This window comes from Streptomyces sp. WM6378 (assembly GCF_001279695.1).
Taxonomy (GTDB): domain Bacteria; phylum Actinomycetota; class Actinomycetes; order Streptomycetales; family Streptomycetaceae; genus Streptomyces.
In genome coordinates, this window is sequence record NZ_LGDD01000059.1 from 103598 (window position 1) to 121459 (window position 17862).

At 71.4% G+C, this 17862-nt stretch carries 25 protein-coding genes and 1 riboswitch; of the genes, 20 read left to right on the top strand and 5 right to left on the bottom strand.

The window, feature by feature from the left end; genetic code table 11:
* Positions 1 to 33: 33 nt before the first annotated feature.
* Complete coding sequence (locus ADK54_RS45755; RefSeq protein WP_159047669.1) at positions 34 to 378, bottom strand: hypothetical protein; 345 nt, start codon at positions 376 to 378, stop codon at positions 34 to 36.
* A gap of 246 nt (positions 379 to 624) precedes the next feature.
* Between ADK54_RS45755 and ADK54_RS45760 the strand changes: the two genes are divergently transcribed.
* The 17 genes from ADK54_RS45760 to ADK54_RS08635 all read left to right on the top strand — a co-directional run bounded on the left by ADK54_RS45760 (position 625) and on the right by ADK54_RS08635 (position 13818).
* Positions 625 to 777, top strand: coding sequence for a hypothetical protein (locus tag ADK54_RS45760; protein WP_159047670.1), 153 nt, complete (start codon positions 625 to 627; stop codon positions 775 to 777).
* Between the two features lie 65 nt (positions 778 to 842).
* Positions 843 to 1070 carry a hypothetical protein gene (locus ADK54_RS45765; RefSeq protein ID WP_053724930.1) on the top strand — a complete coding sequence of 76 codons (228 nt, stop codon included), beginning with the start codon at positions 843 to 845 and terminating at the stop codon, positions 1068 to 1070.
* Positions 1067 to 2767, top strand: a complete 1701-nt coding sequence (locus tag ADK54_RS08565; RefSeq protein ID WP_053724931.1) for a B12-binding domain-containing radical SAM protein — start codon at positions 1067 to 1069, stop codon at positions 2765 to 2767. Before ADK54_RS45765 ends, ADK54_RS08565 begins: the two co-directional genes overlap by 4 nt.
* Positions 2767 to 3657: a DUF692 family multinuclear iron-containing protein gene (locus tag ADK54_RS08570; RefSeq protein ID WP_053724932.1), complete on the top strand. Its 891-nt coding sequence runs from the start codon at positions 2767 to 2769 to the stop codon at positions 3655 to 3657. The genes ADK54_RS08565 and ADK54_RS08570 overlap by 1 nt, the downstream gene beginning before the upstream one ends.
* On the top strand, positions 3654 to 4379 hold the full coding sequence (locus ADK54_RS08575; RefSeq protein ID WP_053724933.1) for a hypothetical protein: 726 nt from the start codon (positions 3654 to 3656) through the stop codon (positions 4377 to 4379). The genes ADK54_RS08570 and ADK54_RS08575 overlap by 4 nt, the downstream gene beginning before the upstream one ends.
* Entirely contained in the window at positions 4367 to 5248 is an 882-nt protein-coding gene (locus ADK54_RS08580) for a DUF692 family multinuclear iron-containing protein (RefSeq protein WP_053724934.1), read from the top strand. The genes ADK54_RS08575 and ADK54_RS08580 overlap by 13 nt, the downstream gene beginning before the upstream one ends.
* Positions 5245 to 5994 carry a hypothetical protein gene (locus ADK54_RS08585; RefSeq protein ID WP_053724935.1) on the top strand — a complete coding sequence of 250 codons (750 nt, stop codon included), beginning with the start codon at positions 5245 to 5247 and terminating at the stop codon, positions 5992 to 5994. The genes ADK54_RS08580 and ADK54_RS08585 overlap by 4 nt, the downstream gene beginning before the upstream one ends.
* Positions 5991 to 7043 (top strand): hypothetical protein, encoded by a 1053-nt coding sequence (locus ADK54_RS08590; RefSeq protein ID WP_053724936.1) that lies wholly within the window; start codon positions 5991 to 5993, stop codon positions 7041 to 7043. Before ADK54_RS08585 ends, ADK54_RS08590 begins: the two co-directional genes overlap by 4 nt.
* Positions 7040 to 7633 carry a YqcI/YcgG family protein gene (locus ADK54_RS08595; RefSeq protein ID WP_159047671.1) on the top strand — a complete coding sequence of 198 codons (594 nt, stop codon included), beginning with the start codon at positions 7040 to 7042 and terminating at the stop codon, positions 7631 to 7633. Before ADK54_RS08590 ends, ADK54_RS08595 begins: the two co-directional genes overlap by 4 nt.
* On the top strand, positions 7630 to 8937 hold the full coding sequence (locus tag ADK54_RS08600; protein WP_053724938.1) for an MFS transporter: 1308 nt from the start codon (positions 7630 to 7632) through the stop codon (positions 8935 to 8937). Before ADK54_RS08595 ends, ADK54_RS08600 begins: the two co-directional genes overlap by 4 nt.
* Positions 8938 to 9087: 150 nt before the next feature.
* The gene (locus tag ADK54_RS08605) at positions 9088 to 10344 is read left to right on the top strand and encodes an SLC13 family permease (protein ID WP_053724964.1); all 1257 of its coding nucleotides are present in this window, start codon (positions 9088 to 9090) and stop codon (positions 10342 to 10344) included.
* Between the two features lie 9 nt (positions 10345 to 10353).
* Positions 10354 to 10836: a universal stress protein gene (locus tag ADK54_RS08610; RefSeq protein WP_053724939.1), complete on the top strand. Its 483-nt coding sequence runs from the start codon at positions 10354 to 10356 to the stop codon at positions 10834 to 10836.
* A 191-nt stretch (positions 10837 to 11027) separates the two neighbouring features.
* Positions 11028 to 11519, top strand: coding sequence for a fluoride efflux transporter CrcB (gene crcB, locus ADK54_RS08615; RefSeq protein WP_053724940.1), 492 nt, complete (start codon positions 11028 to 11030; stop codon positions 11517 to 11519).
* Positions 11516 to 11863 (top strand): DUF190 domain-containing protein, encoded by a 348-nt coding sequence (locus tag ADK54_RS08620; protein WP_053724941.1) that lies wholly within the window; start codon positions 11516 to 11518, stop codon positions 11861 to 11863. The genes crcB (ADK54_RS08615) and ADK54_RS08620 overlap by 4 nt, the downstream gene beginning before the upstream one ends.
* Complete coding sequence (crcB, locus tag ADK54_RS08625; RefSeq protein WP_053724942.1) at positions 11860 to 12234, top strand: fluoride efflux transporter CrcB; 375 nt, start codon at positions 11860 to 11862, stop codon at positions 12232 to 12234. The genes ADK54_RS08620 and crcB (ADK54_RS08625) overlap by 4 nt, the downstream gene beginning before the upstream one ends.
* Before the next feature lie 188 nt (positions 12235 to 12422).
* Positions 12423 to 13040, top strand: a complete 618-nt coding sequence (locus ADK54_RS08630; protein ID WP_053724943.1) for a phosphatase PAP2 family protein — start codon at positions 12423 to 12425, stop codon at positions 13038 to 13040.
* Between the two features lie 70 nt (positions 13041 to 13110).
* A complete protein-coding gene (locus ADK54_RS08635; RefSeq protein ID WP_053724944.1) occupies positions 13111 to 13818 on the top strand; it encodes a hypothetical protein in 708 nt (235 codons plus the stop codon).
* 7 nt (positions 13819 to 13825) lie between these two features.
* On the opposite strand, the gene ADK54_RS47345 is transcribed toward ADK54_RS08635, so the two are convergent.
* The 4 genes from ADK54_RS47345 to ADK54_RS47355 all read right to left on the bottom strand — a co-directional run bounded on the left by ADK54_RS47345 (position 13826) and on the right by ADK54_RS47355 (position 15344).
* Positions 13826 to 13966: a hypothetical protein gene (locus ADK54_RS47345; protein ID WP_234391968.1), complete on the bottom strand. Its 141-nt coding sequence runs from the start codon at positions 13964 to 13966 to the stop codon at positions 13826 to 13828.
* The gene (locus ADK54_RS47350; RefSeq protein ID WP_234391969.1) at positions 13963 to 14190 is read right to left on the bottom strand and encodes a hypothetical protein; all 228 of its coding nucleotides are present in this window, start codon (positions 14188 to 14190) and stop codon (positions 13963 to 13965) included. The genes ADK54_RS47345 and ADK54_RS47350 overlap by 4 nt, the downstream gene beginning before the upstream one ends.
* A 180-nt stretch (positions 14191 to 14370) precedes the next feature.
* Complete coding sequence (locus ADK54_RS08645) at positions 14371 to 14994, bottom strand: RraA family protein (protein WP_053724946.1); 624 nt, start codon at positions 14992 to 14994, stop codon at positions 14371 to 14373.
* A gap of 110 nt (positions 14995 to 15104) precedes the next feature.
* Positions 15105 to 15344, bottom strand: coding sequence for a PfkB family carbohydrate kinase (locus ADK54_RS47355; protein WP_420717277.1), 240 nt, complete (start codon positions 15342 to 15344; stop codon positions 15105 to 15107).
* Positions 15345 to 15361: 17 nt separating this feature from the next.
* Here ADK54_RS47355 and ADK54_RS08650 point away from each other — a divergent pair, with 17 nt between their 5' ends.
* The 3 genes from ADK54_RS08650 to ADK54_RS08660 all read left to right on the top strand — a co-directional run bounded on the left by ADK54_RS08650 (position 15362) and on the right by ADK54_RS08660 (position 17768).
* The gene (locus ADK54_RS08650; protein ID WP_053724947.1) at positions 15362 to 15664 is read left to right on the top strand and encodes a hypothetical protein; all 303 of its coding nucleotides are present in this window, start codon (positions 15362 to 15364) and stop codon (positions 15662 to 15664) included.
* Between the two features lie 395 nt (positions 15665 to 16059).
* Positions 16060 to 16241, top strand: a riboswitch (cyclic di-AMP (ydaO/yuaA leader).
* Between the two features lie 4 nt (positions 16242 to 16245).
* Entirely contained in the window at positions 16246 to 17013 is a 768-nt protein-coding gene (locus ADK54_RS08655) for a transglycosylase SLT domain-containing protein (protein ID WP_053724948.1), read from the top strand.
* A 323-nt stretch (positions 17014 to 17336) separates the two neighbouring features.
* Positions 17337 to 17768 (top strand): anti-sigma factor antagonist, encoded by a 432-nt coding sequence (locus ADK54_RS08660; RefSeq protein ID WP_053724949.1) that lies wholly within the window; start codon positions 17337 to 17339, stop codon positions 17766 to 17768.
* Positions 17769 to 17862 lie beyond the last annotated feature (94 nt).

A 17862-nucleotide genomic window follows, 5' to 3' on the forward strand; every position in this document is an offset into this window, starting at 1 on the left:
TTGTTCGAAATGCCGCCGGGCCAGGACGCGATGTCAGTCGTCCCGGCCCGTTTCGTCGTCCAGGTGGGGATCGCGGCCCGGCAGCGGCGGAAGACTCAGGTCGCCGGGCACCGGGCCGCTGTCGACGCCGCGCCGGTAGCGCTGCACGCGGACCTGAAGGTGCATGCGGCGCGCCTGCCTGCCCAGTTCGCGGCGCTCCCGACGGCCTGCCTCGTCGTCGTCGAGCTCGGCGGACCGCCGACGGGCCGCCCAGAACGCGCGTTCCTGCGCGGCGGCCTCCTCCCCGGCTGATGCCGCCGACGCGGACGATGCCGTCGATTCGTCCGGCGCATCAATATCATTCCGGTTGTTCGGATCGTCATCGAAATATGCCTTCATGCGCTCAGCGTCGCATGAATTCCGCCGAGTTGGCCGTTGACTGCCGTAGGGCGGTGCCTTTAACGTCGCACCCTGGGCGGCTGCCGCATTCGGCGCGGCAGATTTCGTCGGCGCTCAGAAAGTCGCGCACCCGTTCCATCGCACATGGATTCGGTCCGGTGCAGCCAAAAAAGATCAGCCAAAACACGATCACGGCCGAGCCGGTCCGTTTTGTTGGGAATCAACGAGCGACGGAGGTACAGGCATATGCGTGAGGAAAAGGCGAATCAGCCGTCCGTGGACGACTGTCTCGGTGAGGACGAACTGGCCGGCTTCGAAGAAGTCGAGCAGCCCGGAGCGGATGTCGTGAGCATGGGCGACGCCAGCTACACCAAGATGCTCGGCCGTATCTACAACTGAGCGGAAGCCGATACGGGGGCGGCGGCCTGCCTCAGCACGTCGCCGCTTTCGGGGGAAGGGGTTCGATGATCCTGCTCAGTGAGCTGCCCGTACTCGACGAATGCGACCAGGTGTACATCGCAGGGGGCGGCCCGGCGGGCGAGTGCCTGCGGCTCAACCCCGCGGCGACCCGGCTCTGGCGCAGCACCGTCGGAACCCTGCGCGAGGACGACCTCGCCGCCCTCCCCGAACCGTCCAGAAGCTTCCTGGAGCAGCTGCTCCGGCGTGGAGTCCTGCGCTGGCAGGCCCGATGAGCGGCGCCGCGCAGCAGCCGACGATCGCCCTGGTGAACCCCTCCGTGGGGTACTCGGACCGCCGCAAGTCCAAGCCCATCGGCCTGGCCTACATCGGCGCCTACCTGGCCCATCACGGCTTCCCCGCAGCCGGGTTCGACTTCGGCGACAGCCCGCAGTCCCCGGCCGCGCTCTCCGGCGAGCACGGGCTCGACCGCTTCGAGACCGTCGGGTTCTCCGTCTACAACGAGTCGCTCGACGCCACCCTGGAACACGCGGCCTGGGTGAAGCGGCGCAACCCCGAGGCGCTGGTGGTCCTCGGCGGGCCCCATGCCACGGCCGTGCACACCGAGATCATGCGGGACTGCCCCGACGTCGACGCGGTGGTGCGCCGCGAGGGCGAGAAGCCGATGCTCGACCTGGTCAGGCACCGGCACGAGAGCCGGCTCGACGTTCCGGGAACCACCGTCCGTACGCCTTCGGGCGAGATCAGGGTCAACATCGATTCGCCGTTCCTCGACGATCTGGATTCCCTTCCCTTCCCCGATTTCCCCTTCGTCTCCGACTCCGGCTACCCGCCGCTGACGTACTTCGACTCGAACCGCGGAATGGTCGTCCCGGCCCTCGCGGTCAACTCCAGCCGGAGCTGCCCCTACAACTGCTCCTTCTGCGGCGTGCTCACCATCGGACGCAAATACCGGATGCGTTCGGGAGAATCCGTCGTCGCCGAACTGGATCACTTCAGGACGTCCGAAGGCCTCGACCACCAGCACGTCTACTTCAGCGACGCGAATTTCTACGTCTACCCCAAACGTGCCCTAGGGATCGTCCAGGCGCTGCACGCCTACGACCCCCGGATCACGTTCAGCTTCGGCACCCGGGTCAACCAGCTGATCAAACATCAGGACTTCATTCCGGACCTCAAGGAATGCGGGCTCCGCTTCGTCGAGCTCGGCATCGAGAGCGCGTCCCCCGATGTGCTCAAGCGCCTGTCCAAAGGCGTCGATCCCTCGGACAACCTGGCCGCGGTGAAACTCCTGGAGCGGCACGGGCTCGGCGTCTCCCTCGACTTCATCATGATCGACCCGGAGACCACCCTCACCGACCTGCGAGCCAACCAGAGGTTCCTCAAGGCGGGCGGCTTCTACGACTACGTACCGCACGAGCACCTCTACACCCACCTCGCGCTGTACGCGGGCACGCCCATCCGCGACTACTACCAGGAGCGGCGCGGCACCACGTTCGGCATGTCCGAACTGCCGCCCATCGAGACCCTCATCGAGGACCCGGCCACCGCCCGGGTGCGCGCCGCGCTCGTCTGGTTCCGCGACGCCTACCAGCCGGCCGTCGACCAGGTGCTCGCCGAGGCGGAGGCGCTGCTCCAGGCACGCGCCAAACACCGCGCCGAACACCCGGTGAGCCGGGTCGAACTCGACCTCCAGCTGGACGTGGTGGCCGTCCGCCACGCCCCGAACCTCTACTTCGACCGGCTCCTCGACGACTGCGAACGCCACCGGGGCGACGGCGCCGCCGACTTCGCCGCCCTGCTGCCCCGCCCCGGGACCGGCGCCCCGACCCTGGCCGCCCTGCTGCTGCGGGCCGCGGAGCGCATCGAGGCGCTGACGCCGGACAGCGCCGGTGCGGTGGACCGGGCCGCGGCCCTCCTGCCCGCCGCCTCCCTCACCACGCCCAACACCGCCGAACGGAGTGGCCCCTGATGGCAACCCCCACCCATCTCGCCCGGTCGTCGGCCCTCGCGGTGCCGGTCGCCGACGGGCGGCCGGTGCTCGGCCTGAGCACCGACTCGATGACCGAGCGCGACCTCGCCGCGGAGGTTGCCCGGCGCAGCACCCGGCCGGTGACGGCGTTCAGCGCGGCCGCGCTCTGCGGCCAGGACGACCTCGTGCAGGACCTGCGCGAGTTCAGCGAGAGCAACGGCCTGTCGATCTACTTCCACGCCCTCGACCTCGACCTGTGCGGCATCGACCCGGTCGACCCCGGCATGGTGCGGCAGATCGCGGAGTACGCGAAGACCCTCGGCTCGCCCTGGATCACCACCGACTTCGCCATGTGGGTACTGCACGGCGAGACGCTGATCGAGAACATGGTGCCGGTGCCGCTCACCCGGGAGGCCGTCGACTGGGTGGGGGACCGCGTCAAACACATCCAGGACATCGCCCAGATGCCGGTGATCGGCGAGAACCCGCCCTACCCCGTCCTCGTCGGCGACCTGGACATCCTCACCTTCATGAGCGCGGTGGCCGAACGCGCCGACTGCGGCCTGTGCATGGACATCGGCCACCTCTACATCCTGCGCCAACAGCGCGGCGAACCGATCGAACGGCCCGAGGACGCCGACTTCCCGTGGGAGCGTGTCGTCGAGGCGCACATCTCGGGCATCACCGTGCGGGACTTCGGCGCCTACCCACTCGTCCAGGACCAGCACAAGTGGCCCGTCGACGAACCGGTGTGGCGGACCACCGAGATCCTGATGCCGAAGATGACCCGACTCCAGGCACTCATCGGGGAGTCCGAGGGCATGAGCGCGGACGATCTGATCGCCAAGCTGGAGCGCATGGACGACTGCATCGAGGCGGTGAGCCGGTGACCGCCGAAGCTCACCCCTACGTGACGCAGGTCAACGACCTGTGGCACGAGTTCTACGGACCGGAGCCCGCGGCCCGCGCGGACGACCCCGGGATGATCGTCGACCGGGCCACCCGCAAGGCATGGGTCCTCAAGACCCTCACCGGCGCCCTGCCCGCGACGACGCGCCTCTACTGCGGGCACCTGCCGACCGGGCTCGACGCCTATCTGGGCAGCGAGCACTGGCACGGGCGGCGGGCCCGCAAGGGCTCCCTCTTCCCCGACGCCACCTCCACCGTCACCACGTTCGCCGCGTTCCTGGAGGAGACCTGGCTGTCGGCCGCCGAGCCGTGGGCCGCCCGCATCGTGCGCTACGAGTTCGACCTCCTGTGGGGCACGCCCGCCAAGCCCACCTCCGCCGCCCTCGACCGGGGCCTGCGCCTGCCGGACGGAGCCTGGGCCGCCGACTGCCGGTACGACGTGCCCGACTACGCCGTACGCCTGCGCGAGACCTGCGCCGACTGCCCCTGGCCCGTCGCGGTCCAGCACACCCGGCCCCGCGGCCGCCCCTTCGCGACCCTCACCCTGCGGGCCGGCAAGGGCCTGCGCAGGATCCACCTGAGGGACGCCACCTGCGAGGCGCTGCGCCCCCTGTGGGACGAGGAGGCCGACTGGCCTGGCGGCCACGAGGCCGTCCTCGCCCAGGCCGAGCGGCGGGAACTGGTGGTCCCATGCGCACCGTGACCGAGGCCGCGCCGCCCGGCGGGCCGCCCCTGGTGGCCTTCAGCTGGGACATGACGACCGAACACGACCGCCTCGCCCCCTACGCCGGTCAACTCACGGGCGCGGACCGGGCGTTCATGGTGGGCCCGTACGCCCGGGACATGACCACCATCGACGAGGCGCTGCGGTTCTGCGACCAGTACGACCTGGTCCCGCTGCTTCACACCCTGGACCTCGACCTGTGCGGCCTGGACCCCATCGACGAGACGCTGGTCAAGCAACTCGGCGTCGCCGCACGGCGGTTGGGCGTCGAGTGGGTCACGACCGACCTCGCGATGTGGACCAAGGACGGCGAAGCCCTCGTCGAGGCACTCGTGCCCATGCCGTGGATCGCCGACGCCGTCGACTACGTCGTCCCCCGCGTCGAGCGGATGCAGGAACTCCTCGGCGTGCGGGTGGCCGTGGAGAACTCCAGTTACGCGTACGTCATCGGCGACGCCAACCCGTTCACGCTCCAGTCGGAGATCGTCGTCCGCGCCGACGCGGTCATGGTCTACGACGTGGGACACCATCTGATCGCCTCGACGGTCAGTGGCATCAGCACCGACGACCTGATGCCGGCCGACTACGCCTGGGACCGGGTGGTGGAGAGCCACCTCTCCGGCGTCACCGTCCTGACCGCCGAGGACGGGCCGACCGCCGACGACCAGCACGCGGCGCCCATCAGCGAGGAGCTGTGGCAGCTGGCGCGCCGGCACCTGCCCGAAGCGCGCGGACTGCGCGCCATGGTCGCCGAGTCCGAGGGCATCCGCGGCGAGGACCTGGTCGCCAAGGTCGGACGCCTCGCCGCCGAAGTGGAGATCTGGCGCGCGGACGGGGCGGCGCGATGAGCGGGCGTACCGAGTACGAACGAGCCGTACGCGGCCTGTGGGAAGCCCTCTACGAGACGGAGAACACCGACGACGTACCCAAGGAGGTGCGGAACCCGATCGGCTTCCGCCTGGAGCGGGCCCGGCGCCTCGCGGCCCTCTCCTCGGTCCTGTCGGCTCGGCTGCCCACCGCTTCGTTCCTCTACCTCGCTGCCGAAGGAACCGACGGCATCGCCCGGTTCCTGGCGAGCCGGGCCTGGCGCGAGCGGGAGCGCGAGCCGGGCGAGTCCTTCCCGCCCCTCGCCTCCAGCGCCCGCTCGTTCGCCACGTATCTGACGGAGAAGGGCTGGGATCAGGGGCGGCCCGGGTGGCAGTGGGAGCTCGCCCGTGCCGAACTCGACCTGCATTACGGCGAGTTGACGCCATCCGTCGAAGCTTCGGGGATCGGAGTGCGCCCGGCCGTCGGGACCAGGCTGCGGGTGAGCCCGTACGACACGGTCGACTACGCCCGGCGTGTCGCCCTGAAGAAGGCACAGATGCCGTGGGAGCAAGTCCTCGACACGGTCCGCCCGGTGGCGCGCGCCACCGCCCAGCTCGTACCGGGCGGCGGCACCGGTGCCGGGCGCACCCTGATCCTGCGGGACGCGGAGGCCTCGGCGCTCGCCTGGCTGGTGGAACAGGAGCGGGTCCCGACGGCCGAGCCGAGCGGCGCGCTCCTCGACCGACTGGTCAGGGTCGGCGCGTTCACCAGGGAGGCGGCCGGGTGACGGACCTGCTTCCCCCGGCATCCGGGCCGCACCAGGACCCGGCCCCGAGCGCGGAGGAACGGGCTGACGACGCGGCGGTCGAGCGGGCCATCGAGCTGCTGCGCTCCGTCGACCTCGGACTGCCCGACGCGGACGCCGGACGGCGCGAACTCGCCGGACTGCTGCGCTCGGTGGCAGGCGCTCCCAGACGCACCGGCGAAGCCCCCTACCGCGCCCCGGGCGCGGCACCGGGCCTGGCCGACCCTGCCGCGCTGCCCGGCATCGTCGAGGACTGGTCGCGTGCCGCGGGCGTCCCCGTGACCGCCTTCCGCGAGGACCGCAGGGCCTTTCTGCGGGGCGACCACCTCGCCTTCGAGCTCTCGCCGCGGCTGCTGGTACGCGCCGCGGTGCGCCAGTTGAGGAAGGTGGGCGCGCTGCCCGAGGAGCACCGGATCTCCCTCGTGTGGACCGGCGACCAGCCGTCTGCCACGCTGCCGGTCCGCATCCCCGACTGGACGGCGGTCGCCCTGCCCACCCGGCCGGTCGCCCTGTGCGCCCAGTACGTCCACCACGAGCTCGGGCACGTGATGGAACTCGCCTGGCGCCCGCCGGACCTGCCGCTCGCCGCACGCTGGCAGGCACCCGGCAGCGTCGTGGAGTGGGTGGCGATGGTCGTCGAGTGGCTGAGCCGCTGCGACGACTGGATGACCGCGCTCGGCCTGGAGCCGGAGCGGGCCCGGCAGGTCGGCGAGCACTGCCGCTACGAGGACCACTACACCCGCGCGTTCGCGGCCCTGGTCCTGCACTGCGCGGAGACCGAACCCAACCGCCTGGAGCGCGAACTCAAGGAAATCACCGGGGAGTTGATCGACCCCGGGCACCTGCGCGAAGAGGTGCGGCGTGCCGACTACTGGCGTACGGTCGCACAGGGCCACGCCCGTGCGGACGCCACGGTCGACGCCCTTCAGGCGGCGCACGGAGCCCACTGGTGGGAGCGGCCGGAGAGCTGGCAGCGGCTGCGGGCGGACGTCACCGCACAGTGGGCGGCCCGGGAGGCGGGGGAGCGGTGAGCGGCGGATCACCCTGGACGGCGTTCCAGCCCGTCATCGACCAGACACACTGCCCGTTCGCCCGCGTCACGCACTGGGTGTACTCCGACCCCGCGGACGAGGCGCTGTCCGTCGCCGGCCACCTCGAACGGGCGCTGCCGCTGCTGCGCGGGGCGCTGCGCGAGGTGGCCGAGGACGACGCCGACGGATTCGTCCTCGAACTGCCGGGCCGACTGGGAGCGGACGTCACGCTCCTGCGGGAATCCTCCCTGACCGCGCTGAACTGGCTGGCCGAGCGGTCCGACCCGCCGTGCGAGGTCCGCATGGCCGACCTCGAAGACCCCGCCTGGTGGTTCCCCTTCGACGGCGAGCGGCTGTTCACCGTGGCCTTCGGCGAGTGCTTCGCGGCGGCACACACCCGGTACTCCTTCGGCGCGAAAGGCCTCTTCCTGGTGTTCCAGCACGAGTCGGCGTTCTCCCGCCGCTACCCCGAAGGGATCCCGGCCGCGCTGCGCGACCGGATCCGTACGGCCTTCGAGGAGGCGGGCCGCCCCTACCGGTACGACATGGGCGTCGTGCCGGCCCTGCGCACCGGAAAAGGTGACGAGTGAAGGACGCCCCCGCGCCGTCGGACGCGGCACGTCGCGAGACGGTCCGGCGCTACCTCCTGCTGAGCGGCCTCGACTTCTTCGGCGACATGTGTCTGACCGTCACCTCGGTGCTGCTGCTCGCCGAACGAGGCCTCACCAGTACCACGATCGTCTCGCTCATCGGCACCGTATGGCTGCTCGAAGCGCTGCTCGAAGTGCCCACCGGAGTGTTCGCCGACGCGATCGGCCGCCGCGCCTCGCTGCTGCTCGGCTTCGTCATCCGGGCGGTCGGCTACTCGATGCTGTTCTTCTCGGCGAGCCCGGGCGTCGCCATCGCCGGAACCCTGCTCGCCGCGGTGGGCGCGCCGTTCGCCTCCGGCAGCCTGGACGCCTGGGCCGTGGACAAGCTGCACCGCGACGACCCGTCCGCGAACCTCGACGTGCTGTTCGCGCGCGGCCGCATGGCGGAGAACACCGGCATCGTCACCGGCACCGTGGCGGGCGCCGTCGTCGGCCAGTTCCTCGGTCTCGCCGTGCCCCAACTCCTCGCGGGCGCCGCCTGTTTGACGGGCGCCCTCTTCACGATGACCCTGCTCAAGGATCCCGCGCCGGCGCCCACCGAAGCACCCAAGGGCTCGGTCCGCCGCGAGCTGACCGCCGCTTCCCTCGACGCGCTGCGCGGCTGCGGCCGGGCGCTCGGCACCGACCGGCTGCTCACCGGGCTGCTGCTCGGCGTCGCCGCGCTGTACCTCTTCCGGGCCCTGCCGGGCGTGCAGTGGACCGTTCACTTCGACGCGCTCACCGGCGGCTCGCTGGTGGCGATGGCCGCGGCGCGCTGCGCGGGCGAGCTGCTGCAGATCCCGGTGCTCGAAGTCGTCGCCCGCACCGTGCGCGGCCGCCCCGAACTGCGCTGGCGCATCGTGCTGATGAGCGCCGTGGCGGCCGGAGTCTTCCTCGCGGGCGCGGCCGTCACCGGCTCCGGTTGGGTCGGCATCCCGCTCTACATCGGCTTCGTGATGGCGGGCGGGCTCTGCATGCCCGGCCTCAAAGCCGCGCTCAACGAACGGGTGCCCGCACGGGGCCGGGCCACCATGCTGTCCGCGGGCGGCCTGTTCAACTCCCTGGCGAGCGGCGTCGGCCTCTACGTGATGGGCGCGCTCGGCCTCGGCCTTGCCAACGTCAAGGGAGTGTGGACGTTCGCGGCGGTGGGCACCGTGCTGGCCGGCACCCTCGCGGCCTGGTGCTGCCTGCGCTCCTTGCGCTCCCCGGCCCGGGTGGCGGACGAACCGGTGACCGCTCCGGAGGCGGCACCGCTCGCTCCCTGACACGGGCGGCTCACGTGTGACACGACGGCCCCGCGGCGCGGACATGCCGCCCCTGCCGGAGAACGCGGTGCGGTGACCAGCACGTAGGGTCGCCTGCGGCGGTGTGGCACGGGGCCCGCGGCCGTGATCACCCGCTGCCCGGAGGCCGACCTGAGTACCGTTACCGCCGAGATCGTCTCGGCCGTCCTCCTGCTCGGCGTGCTCGCCTTCGCCGTCGTACGCCCCCGCAACTGGCCGGAAGCGGTGGCGGCACTGCCCGCGGCCGGACTCGTGGTAGCGCTCGGCGCGGTCTCGCCCGCCGAGGCGTGGCAGCAGACCCGCGACCTGCTGCCGGTGGTCGGCTTCCTGGCCGCAGTGCTCGTGCTGGCCCAACTCTGCGACGACGAGGGCCTGTTCACGGCTGCCGGAGACGCCGTGGCCCGCGTGTGCGGGGCCAGTCCCCAGCGTCTGCTCGGCGGAGTCTTCGCCGTCGCCGCCGTCATCACCGCGGTGCTCAGCCTGGACGCGACCGTCGTGCTGCTCACCCCCGTGGTGTTCGCGACGGCGGCCCGGGTCGGCGTCCGGGCCCGACCGCACGTGTACGCCACCGCGCACCTGGCGAACTCGGCCTCCCTGCTGCTGCCCGTCTCCAACCTCACCAACCTGCTGGCCCTTGCCGCCAGCGGCCTCTCCTTCACGAGGTTCGCGGCACTGATGGCACTGCCCTGGCTGGCCGCCATCGCCGTCGAGTACGCGATCTTCCGCGCCTTCTTCCGCACCGACCTCGCGGCCACCGCACGCGGGGCGCGGGAGCGGGCAAGCGCGGAGGTGCCCGTGTTCACCCTGGTCGTCCTCGGGCTCACCCTCGGCGGGTTCGTCGTGACCTCGTTCGCGGGCCTCAGCCCCGCTTGGGCGGCGCTCGCGGGCGCACTCGTCCTCGCCGCCCGGGCCCTGTCCCAGCGGCGCACCACCGCGCACAAGCTGGTGGCCTCGGCGGGCATCCCGTTCTGCCTGTTCGTGCTCGGCCTCGGCATCGTCGTCAAAGCCGTCGTCGACAACGGGCTCGGCTCCGCCATCGGCCACCTATTGCCCGACGGCGACTCGCTGCCCGCCCTGCTCGCGGTCGTCGCCGTCGCGGCGGTGCTGTCCAACCTCATCAACAACCTGCCCGCCGTGCTCGCCCTGCTCCCGGTGGCGGCGGCGGGCGGTCCTGGCCCGGTCCTGGCCGTCCTCATCGGGGTCAACCTCGGCCCCAACCTCACCTACGTCGGGTCGCTCGCCACCCTGCTGTGGCGGCGCATCCTGCACGAACACGACGACGCGCCCGCCCTCGGCCACTTCACCCGCCTCGGGCTCCTCACCGTTCCCGCCACACTGGTCGCGTCCACCGCCGCGCTGTGGGCGGCGCTGCACACGATCGGAGGCTGAGCGCATTCCATGAGCGTCATCATCTGGATCACCGAGGGCACCTGGCCCGCTTGCGTGGACGCCGCGCGCGAGCGCGCCGAAACCGCCGACCTCGTACTCCTGCACGTCACCGACGACGCGTTGCCCGAGGCCGCGCACAGCGCGTTCGCCGGGCTCCTCGGCCGCGGCCGTCCCGAACGCGATCCCGGCACCCGCCTCGAAGACCTCTCCCGGGCCGCCGCCGACGACCTGTTCACCGCGGCCGAGCGGCGCCTGGGCCGCCCAGCCCGCCGCCTCACACTGCACGGCCGCGCCGAGCAGCAGGTCGTACGCGCCGCGGACGGCGCCGACCTCCTGGTCTGCGCACGCGACGGCGACCGCACGTACCTCGGCCCGCGCAGCCTCGGCCCGGCCACCCGGTTCGTCGTGGACCACGCGCCCTGCCCGGTCCTGCTGGTCTGGCCGGACGCGGCACCCGGCCTCGGCACCCTGCCGCCGCCACCGCACCACTGACCACGCGGCCGGTACGGCACCGGTTGGCGAGCGGGTGAGGCCGGGCGCTAGCCTTGGGGAAGCGGCGACCCCTGGTGCTCGCCGCGCGGCGGTGGGGCCCGCCGTACCCGAACCGCGGCACCCGCGCCGCCAACGGTCCCTACTTGCGAGCGCGTGCGCCTGGGTCCAGGTGCCCTGCAGGTAGGAGACGTATGTCCAAGGGAGCCCAGCCGCCGGGGGCGGCCACCGAGCGCACCGATCCCGATGTAGGCCTGTCCGTGCCCGCGCGGCGCCGCGCGGGCACGCGCGGCCTCGGCCCGGTCGTCGCGGTGGTGGCACTCGGCGGAGCGATCGGCGCCTGCGCCCGCTACGGGGCCTCACTGATGTGGACCACCCGGCCCGGCTCGTTCCCTTGGACGACGCTGCTGGTCAATGGCGTGGGCTGCGCCGTGATCGGCGTGTTCATGGTGGTGATCACCGATGTGTGGGCGGCGCACCGGCTCGTGCGCCCCTTCTTCGGGACCGGCGTACTCGGAGGCTTCACCACCTTCTCGACGTACGCCGTCGACATCCAGAAGTTCGTGGCCGCCGGTCAGCCGCGCACCGGCCTCGCCTACCTGGCGTTGACGCTGCTCGTGGCGCTCACGACGGTGTGGAGCGCGGTGTGGCTGACCCGCCGCGCACTGATGTGGAGGCAGCGATGACCGGACCGACCACACGGGCCCTGCGCCTCACGATCTTCATCGGCGAGAGCGACCTGTGGCACCACAAGCCCGTGTACGCCGAGATCGTGCACCGGGCGCACGTCGCCGGCCTCGCCGGTGCCAGCGTGTTCCGGGGCATCGAGGGCTTCGGTGCCTCCTCCCTCATTCACACCCAGCGGCTGCTCTCGCTGAGCGAGGACCTGCCCGTCGCCGTCGTCATCGTGGACGACGAGGAGCGCGTGCGGGACTTCCTGCCGCAGCTGGACGAGCTGGTCGCCGAGGGCCTGGTGACGCTCGACGACTGCGAGGTCATCCGATACGTCGGACGGGAGCGCGCCAAGTGAACTGGCTGCTCGTGGTGCTGGGGGCGGCGATCGGCGCGCCCCTGAGGTACCTCACCGACCTGACCGTGCAGAAGAGGCACGACAGCGTCTTCCCCTGGGGCACCTTCACCGTCAACGTCGTCGGCTGCCTGGTCCTCGGCCTGCTCACCGGCGCGGTCACCGCGGGCGCCGCCTCCTCACAGGTGCAGCTGTTCGTCGGCACCGGGCTCTGCGGAGCGCTGACCACGTACTCGACGTTCTCGTACGAGACGCTGCGGCTCGCCGAGGACGGGGCGAGGTTCTACGCCGCGGCGAACGTCGTCGTCAGCGTGGTGGCCGGGCTCGGCGCGGTCTTCGTGGGCGTGGCGATCGCCGAGGCATGGTGGGCCTGAGGCCCGCCTTCGAGGTCGGCCGGGGCGGACGGCACGGGCAAGCAACCGATCCCGATGGTTTAACGTCTACGAGTCTGTAGACGTTCATTTTCCGCTCACGAGGCAGTTGCCCGGACTTCTGCTCCCCAACCCGTCCCGTTCGGCGCGGGGCGCGCACTGCCCGTCGAACCACCGGAGAACCGCATCCCATGACCAGTTCCACCCCCACGCCGCAGGCCCTGGACGGAGCGTCCATCGACGGCGGCCTGTACGGCGACATCACCGACTTCGCCCGGCACACGCACTGGCTGAACGGGCCGGTGTCCGCCTTCACCAGTTACGGCGTCGCCCTGTTCGCGGTGTTCATGCTGGTCGGCTGGTGGTTCGCCCGGCGCAAGGACGCCTCGGTGATGGCGGTGGCGCTCGCCGCGCCGATCGCGGTCGTACTCGCGTACGTGGTCAATGACGCGATCAAGTCGGTGTTCACGGAGCCCCGCCCCTGCCGCGCGCTGCCGCACGACTTCCTGATCGAGAAGTGCCCGCCCCTGGACGACTACGCGTTCCCCAGCAACCACACCACGGTCGCCGCGGCCGCGGCCGTCGCCCTGTTCCTGGTCAACCGAAAGCTGGGCGCGATCGCCGCGCTGGTGGCACTCCTGATGGGTGCCTCGCGCGTGTACGTCGGCGCGCACTATCCGCATGACGTGCTGGTCGCGTTCGTGGTCGGAGGGGTGGTCTCGTTCGCGGTGACCTGGTCCGCACGCCGCTTCGGGGCCCCGCTCGTGACGCGGCTGCGGGGCGGGGCGCTGAGGCCGCTGCTCGCGTGACGCGGCGTTCCTCATGCGCGCGGGCGCGGACCGCTGTCCAGGCCGGGCACGACCCCCTAGGCTCGGCCACGTGCTGCGAATCGTGGAAGAACTCGCCGGACCGGGCCCGCTGCGCATCCGCGCCCATGCCCCCGCCGACGGTGCTGCCGGCACCGGACTGCGGGTGCTGCTGATCGCGGACGTGCTGGCGCGCGTCGTCGAAATGCGCGGCAGGACGGTGCTCATCGGATGGACCGGCCCGCAGGACAAAGCGGCCGCCACTGCCGCCGGCATCCGGCCGGCCGACGCCGAGGGCGAACCGGAGGAGATCGCGGAGGCGCTCGGCGGCCTGCCCGGCGTCCAGCTCACGAGTGGGACGTACGAAGGCGCGGGCAGCGCCTGCCTGCAGATCGGCGAAGCCCAGCTGCCCCCGTTCGAGGGCCTCGACTTCCTTGCCGTACGCCTGCTGCTGCTCAGCCACCCCTACGAGGAGCCGGTCTCGATCACGGCCGAGCAGGTCGGCGAGGCGGGCCGCGCCATGGCCCGCTGGCGGCGTGCCGTGGCGGACTGGGCCGAGCAGCCCTCGAAGCCGATCCCCGCCGACCTCAAGAGCACGGCCCGCACCGCCCTGGACAACCGGCTCGACACCGCGGCCGCCCTGCGCCTCCTGCACGATCTGGCGACGGCGGACGACGTACCGCCGGGAGCCAAGTTCGAGACCATGGCCTACCTGGACCGCGTCCTGGGCCTCGAACTCGTCCGCGAGGTGGGGATCGCCCGTGGAGGCGCGGGTCAGTAGGAGCGGGTCAGGACTTGGTCGCGGTGAGGACGTGCAGGCCGCGCGGCCCGTCGCCGGTGTGCTCGGCGTGCAGGCCCGCGTCTCGGCAGCGCTCCATCAGCCAGGCCGGGCCGATGCGGAGCTTGGGGTAGCTCAGCGGACGGGTCAAGTCGCGGTAGCTGAGCGCCAGTCGGCCGCTCGGGGCGAGGCTCCGGGCCGCGTCGCGCAGCAGCGCGGCCACATCGTCCGGACCGGGGAGTAGCCGAGTTCGGCGAGGGCCAGGCTCTGGAGTCCCGGCCCGCGGCCGAGGTCGACGGCGGGCGTGCCTGCCGCGCCGGGGCGGACGCCGAGGTCGTTCAGCAGGCGCACTTGGTCCTTGGCCGCGGCGGTCACGTCTCAGCCGAGCATCCAGGTGCAATGCGCTGCCAGCAGGCGGTCGTAGTGCTCGGATGCGGTGGTCATGCGGCGATGCCTTTCGCTGGGAGTCCCGTGGGCGCGCGAGTACTTGTGGTGCGAGCGGGAGGCGCGAGTAGGGAGGGGTCGCGGAATGTCCGTCGTCGCGGCCAGCGGTGCTCAGCCCTCGAAGCCCCCCTCGCTCAACGCCTTGTCGATGCGGGCGCGGTGCGTCCGCTCCCACGCGTCGAGGGATTCACCGGCCTCCTTGGCCAACTTGCGCTGTGCGTCCAGGAGCGTCTGCTCCCAGCGGGCGCGGGGGGTGACCACGATGCCCTCCTCGTCGGCCACCACGATGTCGCCGGCGTTCACCAGCACCCCGCCGCAGCGCACCGGCTCGTTGAGCGGGGCCACGGCCTTCTTGGTTCCGGGGATGGGAATGACACCCCGGGCGAACACCGGAAAGCCCAACTCGCGGACCTCGGTGAGGTCACGAATGACCCCGTCGGCCACGAACGCAGCGATTCCCCGGCGTTGGGCGACGGCGCACACGTTTCCGCCGGCGAGCGCGTAGTCCAGGTCGCCCGATTCGACGACGATGACCGAACCCGGCTCCGCGCGGTGGATGGCCGCGTGCAGCATGAGATTGTCGCCCGCGGGGCACCGCACGGTGAATGCTGGACCTGCGATGCGCGGCATCGGGGACCACAAAGGGCGAATGCCGATATCCATGACCTGCTGGCGGCCCAGCACGTCGGCGAGCGTGGTCGGGGGAATGCTCTTGAATTCGCTGATGGCGTTCATGTTTCTTCCTGACAGGACTTGATACGGCGTAATAAGGGCTTGTTCAGGGCGCCAGTTGGTGGCGCCGGGCGCTCGGCGCCGGATGCCCGGCCTCGAACGTCGGCATGATCTCAAGCGATCTGATCCGCCGCCAGCAGACTTATCCGCGAGATGGGGTCGGTGGCCGCCGGAGCCGTGCAGGCATGCGCGCCCGCCAGCGCGCCGAAGCGGCCGCATTCCCGTACGTCCCGGCCGGTGAGCCTGCCGTACAGGAAGCCGCTGACGTACGCGACACCCGCGCCGGGATCTCCCGTATCAGCGCGGGGGCGTTGTCGCCCGCGGCCGCCGCGCTGAAGAACACGAGGTCGCAGCGGAGCGCGAACTCCCGGTGGTGGTCGGCCAGTCCGCGGTCGTACGCGTCGCCGCCCTGCCGGTCCCGCTCGCCGACTCGGTGCGGGTCGGCCCGATCGAGGAGTGGCCCGGGCACACCGGCGCGAACATGGCCCTCGGGGCGCGGGCACTGGGGCTGGAGGTCGGCGTGATCGACTGCATCGGCGACGACCGGCCCGGCTCACAGGTCCGCGAGCTGCCGGCCGAGGGCGATGTCGACTTCGCCCCGCTGATCTCCCCGGCGGGCACCCGGCGCGCGGTGAGCCTGCCGCCGGGTCCCACCGTGCAGGGTGGCCTGTGAGCATGATCTAAAACGGCAGCGGCGTACGGGAGGCGTGTGCTGTCGCCGGTATGCGTGGCATGGGTCACAAGAGAGGGCCCGATTGTCCAATATGGGGCATTTTGGGGCGCCGCCACTCCGGGTTTTGTAATGTCCGAATTAGCCGCTATTGAGTGAGGCTCGCCTCTTTTGCGGGTGGCCTGTTTGGTTGCTCGGTGAGCGAGTGAATTGGGTCACGTGTGGGGCGATGGGCGCCCGGGACCGGCAGGGTCATTTCGGTTGGCCGGAAAGCGAGTTGAGGGCCTGGGGCGGGGTGGCCGCCGGGTGTGGATTTAAGTGGATCTATATCCCGGATCGCGCCCATTGAATTCTGAGCTTGTTTCCACTCGTCCTATTCGCTTAAGTTCACCGTCAATCCGGATGGAACGCCGAATCCTGCCGCCGTCCGGACCCTCCCACACACGTATGGCAGGAGCGGGGGACCCAGGTAAGCCGCCGATCCGGATTCCGGAACGGCTGGGGTGAAGTCGCGTGCGCCGCGACCGGACATCTCCCGTCCGAACCCGACAGCTCACCTCGCAGGCGAAGGAGAGGAATTCACCATGCCTGCAAAGGGCAAGCACCGCCGCCCCAAGTCCAGCTCGTTCTCCCGGGGCCTCGCCGCCGCCGGTACGGGCGGCGCCGTACTCGCCATTCCGGTGATCGGCGCGACCACGGCCGCCGCCGCGCCGGCGTCGGTCCACTCGGCCGCCACCGTGGTGGCCAAGCCGGTCACGGCGGTGAAGGCGGCCCCCACGAGCTACGCCGTCGTCGCCGGCGACTCGCTCGCCAAGATCGCCGACGCCCTCAACGTGAGCGGCGGCTGGAAGCAGCTGTACCAGGACAACCAGAGCGTCATCGGCGGCAACCCGGCCCTGATCCAGCCCGGCCTCAAGCTCACCGTGGGAGCCCCCGCCCGGGCCGCCTCGGCCGACCGTGCCGACCGCTCGGCCCGCACGACGAGCCTCACCACGGCGGCCACCGCGACCACGGCCAGTGCGCCGAAGTACGCCAACAACCTGGACGGCTGGATCAAGCAGTCGCTGGACATCATGGCCCAGCACGGCATCCCGGGCAGCTACAACGGCATCTACCGCAACATCATGCGCGAGTCGTCGGGCAACCCCCTCGCGATCAACAACTGGGACTCCAACGCGGTGGCCGGAACGCCCTCCAAGGGACTCCTCCAGGTCATCCAGCCCACCTTCGCCGCTTTCCACGTGCCCGGCACGGCCCTGGACCTCTACGACCCGGTGGCCAACATCACCGCCGCGTGCAACTACGCCGCCAACAGGTACGGCTCGATCGACAACGTCTTCGGGGCGTACTGACGGTCGTCCTCGGGGTCGGGCGCTTGAGGAGGGCGCCCGGCCGACCGAGCCGACGACCCCAACTGCCCATCCGCCGAAGGGGTTTCGACTCCCGCAGATCGGCAGGCAGGGGCGTCGGAGCGGCTTCGCTCCCCGTGTGCGGTGTTCAAACGGGGAGCGGCGCAAATTCCGTTCACCCCCCAGGGTGAACAAATCGAAGGCTGCACGTTTCTGCATGCGGCCATATTCCTAGGGTGGTAGTGCGTCACCCCGGGACCACGGTGACTGCCCGACAACCGAGTACCTCCGCGCCCGCGGGGGTCAGTTCTGGACCGGGAGCTGCCATGGGAACCACCGCTCGGCCATCCGTCTCGGCGCCTGTTCCGCTTCCGCCGGGCCTGCTGCCGGACCGGTGCTGCAACGCCCGTACGTACCTGATGCAGGGGTTCACGGTGGTCGAGGTCCAGGGCACCGTCGACCTGGCCACCGCGCCCGGCGTGCAGCTGCACCTCGACGCCGCCACACAGCCGGCCGGTGCCCGCGTGATCGTGGACCTGCGGCCCGTCGACTTCTTCGACTGCGCCGCCCTCACCCTGCTGTGCCGGGCGTACCGGAGAATCCGGGCGCGCGACGGCCACCTCGGCGTGGTGTGCGTACGGCCGTGGCATCTGCGGATCCTGACGGCGGGCGGCCTCGACCCGCTCTTCAAGCCGACGACCACGATCGAGGGGGCGGCCCTGACCGCCCTGGCCGCGCCGAAGACAGGCGACAACTAGTGCTTTGACCGCGTAGGTTCGCCGTGTTGGTGCTCATGGTCCTTGGGCCGGTTGGATGTGACGACATGTCCGATCGGTGCGGGGAGGCGGGATG